General features: G+C 44.0%; 11 protein-coding genes and 1 pseudogene. 1 reads left to right on the top strand and 11 read right to left on the bottom strand.

The window, feature by feature from the left end; translation table 11 throughout:
• The 4 genes from QVO39_RS07380 to QVO39_RS07365 all read right to left on the bottom strand — a co-directional run.
• Positions 1 to 1,018, bottom strand: a 1,018-nt coding sequence (locus QVO39_RS07380) for a branched-chain amino acid aminotransferase (protein WP_026161687.1), incomplete at its 3' end; no start/stop codon positions are given.
• 79 nt (positions 1,019 to 1,097) lie between these two features.
• Complete coding sequence (locus QVO39_RS07375; protein WP_021903635.1) at positions 1,098 to 2,396, bottom strand: glycoside hydrolase family 57 protein; 1,299 nt, start codon at positions 2,394 to 2,396, stop codon at positions 1,098 to 1,100.
• A gap of 34 nt (positions 2,397 to 2,430) precedes the next feature.
• Positions 2,431 to 3,690, bottom strand: coding sequence for a glycosyltransferase family 4 protein (locus QVO39_RS07370; protein WP_288171914.1), 1,260 nt, complete (start codon positions 3,688 to 3,690; stop codon positions 2,431 to 2,433).
• A gap of 10 nt (positions 3,691 to 3,700) precedes the next feature.
• On the bottom strand, positions 3,701 to 5,746 hold the full coding sequence (locus tag QVO39_RS07365; RefSeq protein WP_021903633.1) for a glycogen debranching enzyme N-terminal domain-containing protein: 2,046 nt from the start codon (positions 5,744 to 5,746) through the stop codon (positions 3,701 to 3,703).
• Between the two features lie 315 nt (positions 5,747 to 6,061).
• On the opposite strand from QVO39_RS07365, the gene QVO39_RS07360 reads away from it, so the two are divergent.
• A complete protein-coding gene (locus QVO39_RS07360; RefSeq protein ID WP_021903631.1) occupies positions 6,062 to 6,988 on the top strand; it encodes a YitT family protein in 927 nt (308 codons plus the stop codon).
• A 180-nt stretch (positions 6,989 to 7,168) separates the two neighbouring features.
• Here QVO39_RS07360 and QVO39_RS07355 read toward each other — a convergent pair whose 3' ends face one another.
• The 7 genes and pseudogenes from QVO39_RS07355 to QVO39_RS07325 form a co-directional block, all read right to left on the bottom strand.
• Positions 7,169 to 8,326, bottom strand: coding sequence for a DUF4876 domain-containing protein (locus QVO39_RS07355; RefSeq protein WP_018028101.1), 1,158 nt, complete (start codon positions 8,324 to 8,326; stop codon positions 7,169 to 7,171).
• Between the two features lie 21 nt (positions 8,327 to 8,347).
• A complete protein-coding gene (locus QVO39_RS07350) occupies positions 8,348 to 9,952 on the bottom strand; it encodes a DUF6850 family outer membrane beta-barrel protein (RefSeq protein WP_021903630.1) in 1,605 nt (534 codons plus the stop codon).
• A gap of 12 nt (positions 9,953 to 9,964) precedes the next feature.
• Entirely contained in the window at positions 9,965 to 10,372 is a 408-nt protein-coding gene (locus tag QVO39_RS07345; RefSeq protein WP_018028099.1) for a hypothetical protein, read from the bottom strand.
• Between the two features lie 7 nt (positions 10,373 to 10,379).
• The gene (locus tag QVO39_RS07340; RefSeq protein WP_021903629.1) at positions 10,380 to 13,223 is read right to left on the bottom strand and encodes a carboxypeptidase regulatory-like domain-containing protein; all 2,844 of its coding nucleotides are present in this window, start codon (positions 13,221 to 13,223) and stop codon (positions 10,380 to 10,382) included.
• Between the two features lie 693 nt (positions 13,224 to 13,916).
• The gene (locus QVO39_RS07335) at positions 13,917 to 14,672 is read right to left on the bottom strand and encodes a succinate dehydrogenase/fumarate reductase iron-sulfur subunit (RefSeq protein ID WP_018028097.1); all 756 of its coding nucleotides are present in this window, start codon (positions 14,670 to 14,672) and stop codon (positions 13,917 to 13,919) included.
• 30 nt (positions 14,673 to 14,702) lie between these two features.
• Positions 14,703 to 16,643: a fumarate reductase/succinate dehydrogenase flavoprotein subunit gene (locus QVO39_RS07330; RefSeq protein WP_021903628.1), complete on the bottom strand. Its 1,941-nt coding sequence runs from the start codon at positions 16,641 to 16,643 to the stop codon at positions 14,703 to 14,705.
• Positions 16,644 to 16,666: 23 nt separating this feature from the next.
• A pseudogene (locus QVO39_RS07325) lies at positions 16,667 to 16,849 on the bottom strand (succinate dehydrogenase); the annotation flags it as partial.

Below are 16,849 nucleotides of genomic sequence, written 5' to 3'. Positions count from 1 at the left end.
ACTCTACGAAAGTAACCCAACCATGCTTATCCTCAATGTCGCCATACTGGATAGCTCTTAGGGTATTATAGAGCTTGGTACTCTTAGGCCCAGCCTCGCCATTGGTAGAATAGGTATAGACCTTACCAGTATCAAGGTCGTCAATATGAGAGATTGGAGAGATTACCGCTGCAGTACCGCAAGCACCTGCCTCCTCAAACTCAGCGAGCTCCTCCTCAGGTACATGGCGCCGCTCAACGGTCATACCGAGATCTTTAGCGATCTGAGTCAAACTCATATTGGTGATAGAAGGTAGGATTGAGGTGCTCTCTGGAGTGATATAGCTATTGCCCTTGATGCCAAAGAAGTTGGCAGGACCGCACTCATCAATATACTTCTTCTCCTTCGCATCTAGGTAAATCACTGCAGAGTAGCCCTTCTCGTGAGCGATCATACCACTCTTAAGACTTGCTGCATAGTTACCACCCACCTTGAAGGTACCTGTACCAAGAGGTGCAGCACGGTCATAACCACGCATAATGGCCATAGCTGTAGGCTTGAAACCTTCTTTGAAATATGGACCTACTGGAGATACAAATACTAGGAATAGATACTCATTAGCTGGCTTCACACCCACCTGCTCACCAAGACCGATGATAATCGGACGAATATAAAGGCTAGCACCACTCTCGTAAGGAGGTACATAGTCGATATTCTTCTTTACAACAAGGTCAATAGCTTGTAGGAAAAGCTCCTCTGGCATAGGTGCCATCATAATTCCCTCACAAGAGCGACGCATACGCTTGGCATTTTCCTCAGCACGGAATAGGCGCACCTTACCGTCTTTGCCTCTGAAGGCTTTCATTCCCTCAAAAGCCTCTTGTCCATAGTGAAGACAAGTAGCTGCCATGTGAATATTAATAGTAGTTTCAGAAGAAACCTCTAGCTCACCCCACTTACCATCTCTGTAGTAGCAGCGAACGTTGTAGTCGGTTGGAAAATATCCAAACCCTAGATTTGACCAGTCAATTTGTTTCATGTTGATAGTGTTTTGTATGGTTATTTACTGTATTTGATATAGGTAACCAGTATTCAAAAGGACATGAATTACCTCTATACTATTTTTTCTTCTTTTGCTCCTTTAATTCCTTGATCTCCTCTTGTAACTTCTGGATTTCGTCTCCCTGATTTTGAATTGTCGTCAGCAAGGCATTGAGTTCCTCATTTTCAATACTGCTAGGATACTCAGCCTCCACACGTAGCAAGAAGTCACTCAGAACATTCATATAGTTGCTAAATGCACTGTAGGCACTCTCATAGGGAGTGTACCTCCAAGCATCTTCATTTTGAGTAGACATATAAAGGAAGTGGTCAGAGCTCTGTAGGTAGTGCCAATCTTGTATCAGTCGGCGATCGCGTGACAAGCGAGTTCGCTCAGCCCACTTCTCTAGTTTGCTAAATGCCTCCTTTTGTAGGTCATTGCCCAACCAGCTAAGCGTATTCTTCTCCTCTTCCGACCAGGAAATTGGCTCTGGTATATCAAGAAGATCCTTAGAATTGAGCTGCTCCATAGCTACCGATGGAGTAGTAAACTCCATTCCAGCCTTAACAATATACTTAGGAAGTGCTCTGAAGAAGTCAAAGATACCCGTCTGTGCAGGCTGCCCTACACCAAGGACATCCAAACTCATATCAATAGTGATTAGCTGGTCATCCTCAGGAGTTTCAGAAAGCCACTTAGCATACTTATCTGCCGTTAGTGGAAACTCACTCCAATCATAACGGTTGAAGTTTTTAGCGATATCATCGGTAAAACGAGCATTGCGAAGCTGTAGCTTAAGGTGTGGCTCAAGGCTACTAGCATAGAGATGATTGGGACTCTTCCAGCCTAATACATGCTTCGCACCCTCAGTAATCACCCCTTTGAAGCCTAACTCCTTGAGAGAAATAGCGATGCTATCATCAAATATGAGGTCACTATTTCTAAATACCTTCGGCTTCACTCCAAACATACTATTGAGCTTATTGGCATGAGCTTTCACCTGTGTCTTAAACTCAGCCTTCTCCTCATAAAGTGACGCAATACTATGGGCATAAGTCTCGCCAAGAAGTTCCACACTTCCCGTACCAACCAACTCCACAAGCACATCGATCAGCTCTGGTGCATAGAGCTCAATCTGCTCTAATACCACCCCTGAAATAGCTAATGCAAAGCGGTACTCCCCTTTCGTTTCCCTCACTAAGTCAAGGAACAACTTCAAAGCTGGGAGATAGGACTCCCTAGCACACTTCGTAAAGATCTCCTCGTTTTGGAAATCATCAAAGTAGTAATGATCATTACCAATGTCAAAGAAACGATAGCGCTTTAGCCTAAATGGCTGATGCAATTGAAAGACAAAACAAACCTTTTTCTTCATAATGAGTCTTTTTCCTTATTCCTTCGTCAATCCTCTATGACAATAGCTGATCATAGATCGCACGAATCTTTATTCCTACATCTTCCCACTTGATACTATTCACCTCCTTCAGCCCCTCCTCGGATAGGAAGTGATGCATTGCAGGGTACGATACTAAGGCATACATAGCATCTGCCAAAGCATCCACATCCCAGTAATCTACCTTTACAGCATAATCGAGGATTTCAGCACACCCCGACTGCTTGCTAATGATACTTGGCACACCACACTGCATCGCCTCCAGTGGAGAGATTCCAAAGGGCTCCGATACAGAAGGCATCACATAGACATCACTCGCCTTATAGATTTCATATACCTCCTTACCCTTCATAAATCCAGTGAAGTGAAAACGGTCACTGATACCACGCTTGGCCACCAAACGTATCATCTGATCCATCATATCTCCACTTCCAGCCATTATAAAGCGTACATTCTTCGTGTGCTGAAGTACCTTACAAGCAGCCTCCACAAAAAACTCTGGCCCCTTCTGCATAGTGATACGACCGAGGAAGGTAATTACCTTATCCTTTACTCCACGTTTATCAGGGATCGCCAATATCTCGGGATCAAGAGGAGTAACCGCATTATGCACCGCAGTCACCTTGCTAGGGTCCTGATGGTACTTCTCAATGACGGTGCGTCGAGTCGCTTCACTCACACACATAATATGATCAGCATGGTCAAAGCCATTTTTCTCCGTACTATAAACCTGAGGATTGACATTCCCCCTACTCCTATCAAAGTCCGTCGCATGCACATGTACCACCAATGGCTTTCCTGATACCTGCTTGGCATGAATACCAGCAGAGTAAGTTAGCCAATCATGGGCGTGAATGATATCGAAGTTTTCAGTCCGAGCAATCACCCCTGCAACAATCGAGTAGTTATTGATCTCCTCAAAGAGATTATCGGGATATTTTCCCGAAAACTCAATACAGCCCAAATCATTAGTTAGCATATAGGAGAAGTCGGCGTAAATGTGGTCTCTCAGGCGATAATACTCCTCAGGCTCCATCACATTTCCGATGCGATCCTTCACGTAGTCGTAGTTCACATCACGATAGACAATAGGCACTTGGGACGCCCCTATAATCTTCATAAACGACTTATCCTCATCACCCCAAGGCTTTGGGATAACAAAGGTAACCTCCATATCCTGTTGCTTACAAAGTCCCTTGGTAAGACCATAGCTCGCTGTACCAAGCCCTCCTAAGATATGAGGTGGAAATTCCCACCCAAACATCAATGCTTTCATAATATCCACATCAATTTTGGTCGTGATTATTCTCAATTGGCTCATTGCCCTCTTCTGGAGAACCCTTGTGGTGTGAGGTCATACTCAGCCGCAGGTCAAAAATATCGTCCGACTTATATTCATCAAACTCTTTCAACCTATTTTGGATTCTCAGAATGGCCGTTGCACTCAGCATAAAGGAAATACCACTTCTAGCGGTATATGGTGGTGTACCGTCATAAACCTCAGAGATACTGCCTATCCCGTGTAGTTTCATCTCATCCTCAAATGGGATCAAGAGCCGATCCACAAACGACACACCAACCCGCCTGAATAGCTTCAGGTATCCACTTAAATAATAGTAGATCAGCCAACTCCACACACCTCCCTGAAGGTAAGAATAGGCGCGCTCTGCAAGATTACCGGCACAGTAGCCTCGGTAAAAGCCACTTATCGGTGATAGCGTACGAAGTCCCTTGGAGGTGAGAAGCTCCTTAGTGACAATATCTAAGATATTCCTCTGCAGCTTACGCGATAAAGGCGAATAGCTAAGACCTACCGCTAAGATTTGATTAGGGCGCACACTCCAATCTTTTTCACGACCTTCTACAACATAGTCAAATAGATAGTCATGCTCATTGACAAAGACGCGGATAAAGCTTTCTGCCACCCTATCTATATAATCGTCCTCCTTATAATCGTCAATGCCAAATAGAGCTCTATTAAAACATAGAGCATTGTACCAAAGGGCATTAAACTCCACAATATACCCCTGCCGATCCACCACTGGATAACCATCAATGGTAGCATCCATCCAAGTGATTGGTTTATCGCCACTCTCAGGCATCGCATAGAGTAGACCATTATCCATCACCTTAATAAGTGGATGCTTATTCGCCCGAATAAAGCCAAGTGCTTTCTTCACCACAGCTCCGTACTCTTCACGCGTCTTCTCCATACCCACCCAGCGAGAGTAGTCTTGCACGCAATTTATAAGCCATAATAAGGCATCTGGCTGATCAAGTCCTTTGATCACTTGGTCCTGCTCCCCCTTCTGATAAAAGCTATCAAGAGCTGCCAACGTATTGTCCATCACCGCTTTATATCGCTCAGGCTTTCCGATTCCAAAGCTCGCTGCAGTAAGGCCTATCATCTGGTCTCTATGGCGAACATCGAACCAAGGTAGACCAGCAAGTAGATAGCTCTTGCCCGGTTCTGGCTCATAGTAGTATTGATCAACAGTCCTTTTGAGACAATTAAGGAAGCCATCTCTAGGAATAACGGTACTTTCAGATTGATCAAACTCCTCCTTAAGATTATTCGGATCACATACCTCATCAGAAATGGAAAGATAAATCTCCTCTCCTTTTTTGATTTCACACTCAAAGAGACCTGGCACTGGCAAATCCTCTATACAATTGTGTGCTCGCTCCGCCTCCTTATCATAATAGTGATGCTTATTCCAATGCGGAGCATGAGTATATTGGGTAGGCTTTGAAAATTGGAGATAAAGCCTTGGACACCCCTCATAGAGGGAGAGAGAAACGCCGTTGGTCTCCTCATTATAATCCCAATTAATATGATTATTCTCGTATGTTAGCTCTTTAACTTTGCGAAATGCCAATAACGGCTTAAAGCGAAGGGTCGTTTTTGAGTGGGCGTCTAGTAGTCGATACCTCACAATCAATTGGTTTCTGTCTTCTGAGAGCAGAAAAGACTTGGAGAGTATCACACCCCCTACCCTAAAAACGGTGGTCACAGCCTTCTCCACATCATACTCTCGGATATACTTATGACCATTGGGACTAAAGACTCCTCCAGCATATTTATGGACGGCAAGATTAAACTCTGCACCATGCTGAATTACGGTCTCATCTAGGGATGATAATAAGACCCACCGATTGGCCACAGAGTCATTTTGAGAAGGCACCACAAGCATACCGTGATACTTACGTGTATTACAGCCTAAAATCGTTGAGCAATAGTAGGCTCCACCTTTATTGGCACACAAGATTTCCCGCTGCAAAGACTCGTCAAGATTGGTAAGGCTAGACCGGTCAAACTTTAGGTAACTCATTATTATAACTTCGCTTCTATATGGTTATTCTTAAGCTTCTGAACTACTTCCAAATTTACGCTTTTATTTTGATAAATACAAGACTTCTTTGGATATATGCTCCTAATTTATTTCACAGGCATCAATCCGACAGGTCGAAAGCTGTCTTAGAAGACAAAGACAGAGAACTCCTTGGCTGGATAAAGATAAAGTTTAGTTAGAAAACAAATGAATAGGTATGATAGAGAATGACTAGTTGGCGCCATTTAGAATTATGTGAACTCAGTCAAATTGGGTATTTTTGCGGAAGCTATTACCTATAAGATATAATTAGAAATGCAAGAGCTACCTCCAAAACCGTACGTCCAGCAACGATGGCACGCAAGATTGCAAAAGAGTAAGCCACTCACTGATGCACTTTACATCGTAATTGGCTCGCTACTCCAAGCAATCGCTTACTCCGTATTTATTGCCCCTGCCAATATTATTCCAGGCGGAGTCTATGGTATCACCATCGCCCTCAATCACCTTACCAAGGGACTATTTTCATTTGCCCCTGATGGACTTCCCATTGGTACCACAGCACTTTTCTTCAATGTGCCGTTACTTCTCCTTGCCCTAAAAAAGCTCGGGCTCTCTTCTGCTGGCAAAACAGTTGCCACCTTTCTTCTTATATCTTTCTTCACCGACCTAATTGGTCAAATGGTCAAAAATGTTGGATTGATAGGTAATGATCGAATACTCTCTGCCTTTTATGGCGGTGCCATTCTAGGTGTGGGGGTTTTTCTGATATTCAAAGCCGAAAGCACCAGCGCCGGAACAGATGTTCTGAGTAGAGTGATTGCGAAAGGGAGTAATTACAAGCTCAGTGATACCATTATCGTAATAGATTCGATTGTGGTGATATTTGGACTTATCGTATTTGGCGACCTCACGGTACCTCTCTACTCATGGCTAACCATTATCATATACGGCCAGATCGTCAACTTCCTTCAGCCCGAAAACCCCAAGAAAGCAGTCTTTATCGTCTCCTCTAAAACCGAAGAGATTAGAGATCTACTACTCAACGATCTAGAGATTAGAGGGACTATCATTCAGGGCAAAGGCATGTACAAAGGAGAGGCTCGAGAAATGATATTTACAATTGTGGAGCGCAAAAAGCTACCTAAGCTCAAAGATAGCGTGAAGGGCATTGATATCTCAGCCTTCATCTCCACAATGGATGCCAGTCACGACACTGTCAACGCTCCCTCCAAACCTTAATCAACAGACCATTTGAGAAAGCCCGAAAAGCACGTGAGCTATCTAGCGGAAAAGAGACAGCAACGGAATAGTAATCATCGGCGGGACACACCGCGAGCAGACTAAATAAAAATAGTTTCGGATCCAGGCAAAACCATATCCGAAACTATTTTATCTCTTCCAAAAGTATTTCAAATGTTGTTACTTTGCAAGCTCAAAATCCAGAGTTGAATTATTGGAATCCTGATAAACTTTTTCATCTTTTACGCCCTGTCGCATCTTTCGTTTTAGGATAGTTCCCGCCTTAGGCATCTCATCTATAGCAGAAGACCAACCTGTATAACCCTTGTCAAGGTCAGAACTAATAGCATTCTTAACATCGCCGTCACCATCCTGAGGAAGACTTAATACAACAGCATCAAAAATGCAGTTATTGGGCAACGTAAAGAAAGTCTTAGGTGTCTTATCTGTCGGAGATGGATTGGTGTGGGTAAACTTCTTACCAAATGCCTCTTTAGTCAATTTGGTGCGTGCTAGAGCCAATACTCTCGTACCATTATCTGAGAAAAAACCACGCTCATTAGCAACCTCCTCACTATCCACAAACTTTACCAGCTTGTCCGTATTCAAAACCATAACACTCCCTGGCTCGATTGGGTATTGCTTTCCACTACCCGGAAGTAAGTATGCTCTATGAATAGGGAGCGAAGACCTTACAACGCTAGAAAAAGAAGGGGCATAGCCTTTGAGCGTTTGGTAAGCTCCCTCTACCACAAGCAAACTATCGGCATAGAGAGTTTCATGTGAATTGTTGGCAACGATCAAGTATTGTCCCACCCCATTATTTTCAGTGGCCTTAAATCCAATCTCTGCAATCACAAAAGAGGAGGTACTGCGGGTATTCTTGATGCTCGGTTCATAACTTAGAGAGCATTGATTCTTAAACTTACTCTCTTTGTAGTATCTAACTGCCACCCCACGCTGCTCATACAGTCTGGTGGAAATGCGTCTAAGCCCTTGCTCTCCCTTATCCTTAAATGAAAATGAGGCTTTGCACGAAATATCATAAATTCCCTCTTGCACATTGGGTACAACTATAGGCTCTGACCCGTCATACTGCTCTACAGTAACCTCATATGAAAGGTGCGGAAGCATTACATGCTGCAGCTTTACAGTAACAGCAACCGGCATAAATTCAGCTTCTTCAACCTCATATTTTGCAGGTAATTTCAAGCTGACCTCTACAGATGTCTCCTTGATTTCCTTCACTCCCAACTCCTTCTTGCAACCGGATGCAAGGCAGAGAAGCATGATGAAAAAAGGAAGAAGCATCGCTTTATAATCTTGTTTTAACTTCATGGCATTAAATAATTATAGCGTTCAAAAAGACAACCCAAAAGACACAACTGCCGTATGGGCTTTATACCTTACTTGATTCGTCGTATAAAGATAGTTGGCGCTAATGGTAAAGACAAGTGGGGAAGTATCATCCTGCCCAAACTCAACAGCATAGGTTGGCGTTACGTTCAATTTAAGTTTATTGGATTGGAGGAATGCAAAGGTATGATCAAGATACTCACTAATGTATTCATCAGGATTTGGTTTTTGCAAATCTTTTCGTTTGGTGTACCGATCTCTATCGTAGTCAAATGAACCGTCAATATTGGCATTATAGTCAGCACCCACATTAATGGTCAGTAGAGACTTGTCCCAACGCTTACTGATAGTGCCGGATACAATGCCACCAATGCGTGCCAAGTGGACCTTATCATCCGGGTAAATATTAGCAATATACTCCTCTGAAGCATAGGCGGATAGGTCGGTCTGAAACTTAATGCCATGGTTCCAATACTGCTCTTGGCTCACCGTCACCTTATCCTCCCACTTCTGTTGATAAAAAATGGGCTGTGTCTCGAGGACTAAGAGCTCTCCGGAGCCATCATCGCCAATGATATTATCAAATCCCTTCTTATGTGAGTAAGCGTAGTGGTTGGCCACTCCCCATGAGAATTGCCGGCTACGCTCCTGAAGGTATCCGATGGAAGCGGTAATTGTTTTTTGAATATAGCTATTCGTTGGAGCATGGTTATTCTCAGTGATTACCCGCTCTAGCTGATGCTTCATATACCCAAGTGAGCCATAAATACCTGACCTGCCTTTGGGAACAAACTCGATGGTAGCACCATAGCCACTCTTGCGATAATACAAAGAGCCATTAGCCCCACTAAAGCGTTTCGTAATTTCACCAAGCCCTTTCATACTCATCTCATGCACACCGCCCAATTCGTTGGCGAACTCAACTTTATAGCTGCGTTGCTTATAGACATCATACCGCCCACTTACAGAGACAAAATACTCATCTGAAATAAGCTGAGATAAGCCCACCGTACTCCGAAAGTCTGAAACGACATTACGGGGACGGGGGTCAGTGTCTCTAAACTCATGTAGAGCTCTGTAAGAGGCTTGCACACCTATAGACCCACCCCTCCAGGTATTTTGGTTAAGACCTCCGGAAAAAAAGTAGACTTCAGACTTCACATTTCCTCCTACTGTATCAGCAGTAAAGTAAGGATAAATCTCCGGTAAGTCCGAACTGGACATCCACTTGATACTTTTATTAACTCCTTTTTGATAGTAGGCACGACCCCACAGCTGTTGAGAGGAATTCCTTTGAAAGCTGGTTGCATCTATACGTACATGGTTATATCCTCTTCCATATTGATACAGGCCTGAGTCATCATTATTGTGGGCATTGTAAGAGACCACAATGGATGATAATGAACTGTCGCAACGCTTGACGGCTAATGAAGGGTTGAGGTCAAAAGGAGAGATAAAACGGAATGGGAGCATCTGCCGCTCTTCGTAATGGTCAATCACTTTGTGGGCAGAATGATTCTGTGCACTAACTGAGTATGGGCTCATTAGAAAAGCAACTATAACAAAGGCATATCCAACTATCCTTGATATATATTTTTTTGTATTCATAAGTGTATCTCTTTATCTCATGTAGAAGAAAGTAAGTTGTACCTTCTGCTTATCTTGTAGCAAGTATAGATCGTTTTTGGAACCACGAATCCACCGCACTCGCTTTTCACCGGTAACGGTATTCTCTTCTGTCACACTTTGGCTATCCATGTATATTCTTTGGTAATAACCTTTTTGTAGCGTTATTGTGAAAGGAAATTCCGTAACCTTTTGCTTAATCACTTCTTTAGTGTTAAGGTTAGTAGTTTCTAAGACCAGGTCCTTGAGATCTACCAGTTTACAATCCGGATTAGGTAGGCTGGCCTCTATCGTTAACTCACACATAATGTTAACGTCATCGGTCTTTAGTTCACAACCACTCAATAGGACTGTGTATAATGGAAACAACAATAACGCAAAAATTGCTCTTTTATTTTTCATAAACTGATCAAAACTTAATGTTCAACTCCATTCCAAAATAGGGATACCTATTTCTCCGGTGGAGATACCCTTCATGATAGTAGTCCGGACTATAGTCAAAGAGACGATTCACAAAGAGTGCCACCCTTAGCTTTTCATCAAAAAAGTACTTGGTTGCTTTCACATTAAAGTGTGTGCATATCGGCACCGTATACTTTTCAAATAAAGGCTTCAACTCTCCACGGAAGAGGTGTTGCAAATAAGTATCTTTCTTTGACTCTTCGGTATAGGGGTGCTCTACCAAGTCGAGGTCTACATAGTAGTCAGGCCGATCAGACTTAGGGAGAAATTCAGAGGAGGCATACCAGTTAGTTTGTATCGAGAGAGAAAGGTTAAACTTATACTTCCTCAGATACGTATCAAAGCGGAAATCGGTATTGAGCATCTCACTTGTCAAGCCCTCCTCGTCCTTATATAGACCATAGTACGGGAATACCAATTGCTTACCCAACTGCACATCGGGCTGGACATACAGCGGTGCACTATTTCTATATATAGTCTTAAACCATGCTCCAGAGAATGTCAGACGAGTATGGATCTTGTCGTACCTTGGAGTACTGAACACCCATTCTACTCCCTCCTTTTTGGTCTGGCTACCATTCCTAGTATATGGGATTAGTGCAAAGTCCTTATACTCCTTATACTTCATCTTGGAGAGATCAGGTGGTGCCGTTAGGTTTCTCCAGTCGATACTGTATATATCATACCTTTTGAAAGAGAGGGTTGTCAGCTCACCCACTCGTCTGAAGCCATTAGGCATATCTTCCCGGAAATAGGTAGCGGTGAAGTAATATTGATCATAGTCCAGATCCATTCTCACCTCCCATTTCTTGTTTATCGCCGGCTCAAGTTGTGTAGAATTAGGTTGGAAGATATAAGTCTTAGCATTGACTATCCAGCTATCTCTATTAGGAAATCCACCGGTATTGAGTTGAATAAAGTCCCAATAGAGTTTCTCCGGATTCAGTTGTTGCATGACGGGGAAAACACGAAGTGTTCCATACCCTCCGACAAAGTGAATCCCCAGCTTTTTATCTCCTATCTGTATAGGAGCCACATCGTACTTTGCATTGACACGCAAGTCTGTGTAGAAGTGACCGCTCATTGTAAAAGACTTGTCAAGCCCAAGTAATGTAGATGTAGTCACCCCGGCCTGCAAGGAAAGCACATGGTCGTTGACGTTAATGCTCATGTTGTCTTCCAAAAAGAAAGTGAGCCTATTCAGTGCCGGTATGTCACTAAACCTCCTGGGGCGTTGGGAAGGGTCTCTAAATACAGGGCGCTCGGGGTCAAAGATCGTTCCTTCCCCAAAGTTCTTACTGTAGTTCCATTCCGAGCCCCAAATAGCCCGATTATGTACCTTTCCTAACCAGAATAGGCTTTCTCCCTTCAGCTTAGTGTAGGCATAAAAAGGCTGATCATCTACACGGTGCTTAGCGATAAAGAACCCACCGGGGTAAAATCCCCAGTTGTACTCACCCTCTTTCATGGAGTAGACAAAAGGCTTATTATCATGTTGCACCCCTCGCACTATCTTCATGACATCATTGACATAGCTGACTGCCATATCTAAGCTCATCCCTGCAAATAATCCCTTCTTATTCGGCGTAAACCTTAAGGAGTGATTCGTAGAGAGACGATGATAATTCACGCGATAGGAGTCCTGCTGGCTGTAGGATTGATCCGGATCCACCTTCTCGCCATCTAATGAACCGGTATAGTCCAAGTTTGCAAGCCAACTAAGGCTTCCGGAATCAAAGTGCCAAAGCTTCGTAGAGCGTATAGATCCTGTGATCCTCTGATAGGAGGTCTGACGGAACCTTGGATCAGCACTAGAAGCAAGAATGCTGAGGCCCATACTCAGATTATAATCCTTGCCAATATCATTGGTGCCTTTACCGATATAGGTAAGGTAGCTCCTCATATCACCCTTAAATCTCGCCTCCAAGTCATTCAGCGTACGCTTGCGCTTGATATTGATAAGCCCCGTACTTAGGTTAGCATGCTCCACAGAGGGAATGCCTCTGATGATTTCCACACTCTCAATCTCATCTGTACCTATGGTACGCAGGTCAACCCCTTCTGTATTAAAGATACTATTGACAGCACCATTATTACTAGAGCCAAGACCGGAGAGGGTCATCATATTGGCATTATTAGCAATTGGCATACCATCGACAATAAATGCAGTACCAAGCGAGGCCGTAGCATAGTTGAGCTGGTTCACCCGAGGCATCATACGCCCTCCGGTGTCGAATGGGAAGTGAGCCTCTCTCAAGCGTATAGGCTGCGGCGTCATCACATACGGATCCACAGCTACACCTCCAGGGAGCAGTTCCAAAACATCTGCAAAGCTAGAAGCCTGAATGTGCTTCATTGCCTCCTGATCAATCTTCGAGCCACTCGTCATACCCTTCGTCTCCTTAGCGGTCACAACAACCAACTCACTCAGTTGCTCATCCGAAGGTGCCAAACCAACCACCAGCCCATTGCTCTTAGCTGGTAGCTTCACACGGTTTTGCTCAAAGGGGGTATAGCCAATAAAGGTCACTCGCATCCTATAGACACCTTCAGGCAATTTTCCGAAGTAAATATTCCCCTGAGAGTCTGCCACATTGCGGTATATTTTACCATTCTCAAGGGTCAGCGTAGCCAGTGCTCCTTGCAGAGGAGACTGCGTACTTCTGTCCGTGACAGTAATTGTAAATAACTTAACGACAGATTGTGCTTGTACCGCACTCACGGTCAGTAGTAGACCACTGAGTATTGCCGATATCGTTAAGTACAACTTTTTAGTAATAAAGTTCTTCATTTCTCACCTTTTCATATACGTATTGCTTCATGTGTAACTCTGTTTGCAAAGTTATGAAAGTATATATTGCACCTCAATACCTATTTTTGATTAAAATAAATATATTTTCATACCTAAAAATAGGGATTAAATTTAATAAACCTCTTCAATGAGTATGTTGCACGAAGTGTTATTCTCGCACATTTGCTAAAAATGCCTCATCCGATATTCTGCTTGATAGAGTCGACTGTGACACCTTGAGACTACTGCGTCAGCCTGTATACACCAATCATCTTGCGGGATGAAATCCGCAAGATATGGGCGACGGAGTCTTTTTCCTCTTTGAAAATTTGAAAGAGAACTGGAAATCCATTATAATTGAGCGAATTATTCACTAAACGCTTAATTACACAATGTGGTTTCCTGAAAAAGGTTGACTCGGTTAATAGATTATTAGAAAATGAAGAAGCCTCTATAAGAGGAGCATTTGTTATGAGATAAGTACTAGAAATCCTCTGTAAAAGCTCATATTTGGAGCTTTTACAGAGGAGAATAATCAAACAACAAGGCAGTTTCTCAAGCCAGATAAGACAAAAATCAGCAAAAAGTCAATCCAAAATGTCTAAACTTGAATGTGCAACAGCCTCAACGTTGAAAGCCCCTCCGAGAGTCGCTCGGAGGGGCTTTCAAATATCATAAAGGCTATATCAAGGATCAATCCTTAAACTTAGCCTTGATAAACTCTCTATTGAGGCGAGCAATGTTGGATACCGAAACGCCCTTTGGACACTCCAGCTCACACGCACGGGTGTTGGTACAGTTACCAAAGCCCAGCTCATCCATCTTTGCCACCATAGCCTTGGCACGCCTAGCTGCCTCAGGACGACCCTGTGGCAACAATGCGAATTGGCTCACCTTAGCACTCACGAAGAGCATAGCCGAACCATTCTTACATGCAGCTACACAAGCTCCACAACCAATACAAGAGGCGGCATCAATCGCCATCTCTGCTACGTCGTGTGAAATTGGAATAGAATTGGCATCTGGAGCACTACCTGTATTGACGCTGACAAATCCTCCAGCTTGTTGGATCTTATCAAATGAAGTTCTATCCACCATCAAGTCGCGAATCACTGGGAATCCAGCAGAACGCCATGGCTCAATAGTAATGGTATCACCATCATTGAACTTACGCATATGCAGCTGACAAGTAGTCACAAGAGAGTCAGGTCCGTGTGGGTGCCCATCAATATATAGTGAGCACATACCACAAATACCCTCACGGCAGTCGTGATCAAATACCACTGGCTCCTCACCCTTGTGAATCAGCTGGTTATTCAATATATCAAGCATCTCCAAGAAGGAGCTACCCTGAGATACATTATTTAGTTCGTAGGTCTCAAAGTGCCCTTTCTCCTTAGCACTCCTCTGTCTCCAGACTCTGACCTTTATATTAATGTCTTTATCCATAGTTTTGTGTCTAATCTTACGAAAGGGTTATTAAGACTTATAGTTTCTCTGGGCTCTCACTACGAACTCATAGTCAAGAGGTTCCTTATACATCACTGGTGCTTTGTCCTCACCTTGGTACTCCCAGCAAGAAACGTAAGCGAAGTTCTCATCGTCACGAAGAGCTTCACCCTCCTCAGTCTGGTACTCTAGGCGGAAGTGACCACCGCAAGACTCCTTACGGTCAAGAGCGTCATGAGCCATTAGCTCACCGATCTCAATGAAGTCAGCAAGGCGAAGTGCCTTCTCCAACTCTACATTGAGGTCAATAGCCTGACCAGGGATAAATAGATCGGACCAGAACTCCTTTTTCACTTCAGCAATCAGCTCTAGGCCCTTCTTTAGCCCAGCCTCATCACGACCCATACCTACATAATCCCACATGATGTGACCAAGCTTCTTGTGAAGGTCATCCACAGACTGCTTACCCTTAATATTCATCAACTTGTGGATTCGGTCAGTCACCTCCTTCTCAGCAGCATCAAACTCTGGTAGATCTGTGCTGAAACGTGGCACCTGAATCTGATCTGATAGGTAATTTTGGATCGTATAAGGAAGTACAAAGTAACCATCAGCTAGCCCCTGCATCAATGCAGAAGCACCCAGACGGTTGGCACCGTGGTCTGAGAAGTTGGACTCTCCAATCGCGAATAGGCCTGGAATAGTGGTCTGCAGCTCATAATCTACCCATAGGCCACCCATTGTATAGTGGATAGCTGGGAAGATCATCATAGGGGTCTTGTATGGATCATCATTAGTGATCTTCTCATACATCTGGAATAGGTTACCATACCTCTCCTCAACTACCTTTAGCCCAAGACGCTGGATAGGCTCAGCAAAGTCTAGATAAACTGCATTACCAGTCCCTACGCCATAGCCAGCATCACAACGCTCCTTAGCAGCACGCGATGCCACATCACGAGGCACCAAGTTACCAAAGGCTGGATATCTACGCTCCAGGTAGTAGTCTCTATCTTCTTCCTTTATCTCAGTTGGTCGTAGCTTACCTGCACGGATAGCCTCGGCATCCTCCTTCTTCTTAGGCACCCAAATACGTCCATCATTACGTAGCGACTCCGACATCAGCGTTAGCTTACTTTGGAAGTCACCATGCTGTGGGATACAGGTTGGGTGAATTTGAGCCATACAAGGATTACCAAATGCGGCTCCCTTCTTGTAGCACTGCCAAGCGGCCGAACCATTACACTCCATAGCATTGGAGCTAAGGAAGAAGGTATTGCCATAACCACCAGTTGCAATCACCACAGCGTGTGCAGAGAAGCGCTCTAGCTTTCCAGTAACCAAGTCACGAACGATGATACCTCTTGCACGACCATCCACCATTACTAGATTAACCATCTCATGGCGAGTATGGAGGTTGACCTTACCTAGGCCCACCATACGGGAAAGTGCTGAGTAAGCTCCTAGCAATAGTTGCTGACCCGTAATACCTCTTGAATAGAAAGTACGTGATACCTGAGCACCACCAAAGGAACGGTTGGCCAATGTACCACCATACTCACGAGCGAAAGGCACACCCTGCGCTACACATTGGTCAATAATTGCATTGGACACCTCTGCTAGACGATATACATTGGCCTCTCTTGCACGGTAGTCACCACCTTTAATTGTATCATAGAATAGACGGTACACAGAGTCACCATCATTCTGATAGTTCTTCGCTGCATTGATACCACCTTGAGCTGCGATAGAGTGTGCACGGCGAGGGGAGTCTTGAATACAGAAGTTCTCCACATGGAAGCCCATCTCTGCCAACGAAGCAGCTGCCGACGCACCTGCCAGCCCAGTACCTACGACTATGATATCCAATCTACGCTTATTGGCCGGATTCACCAGCTTCTGATTAGCCTTGTAAGTATTCCATTTTTCCGCTAAAGGACCCTTTGGAATTTTGGCATCTAACTTTATCATATTATTATTAATGTCTAAAGATTTTACAATGCGGCATGCTGCCCAAGCGTCCAAATATTGCCTACGCTAGGCCATACGCCGATAGACTGTAGGTAAAAAGCGATTGCAGTGAATGCAAACATAAGACAGATGATGGTAGCGAAAACGACACCTATCACATGAAGCCTCTTGTACCAGATAGCATTGCTCCAACCTAGGGTTTGGAA

Origin of the sequence: Porphyromonas sp. CAG:1061, assembly GCF_000435035.1 — a bacterium.
In the GTDB taxonomy this organism is placed as follows: Bacteria; Bacteroidota; Bacteroidia; order Bacteroidales; family Porphyromonadaceae; genus Porphyromonas_A; species Porphyromonas_A somerae.
The sequence above is the reverse complement of the archived record's forward strand: the minus strand, read 5'-3'. Positions and strand labels throughout refer to the sequence as shown.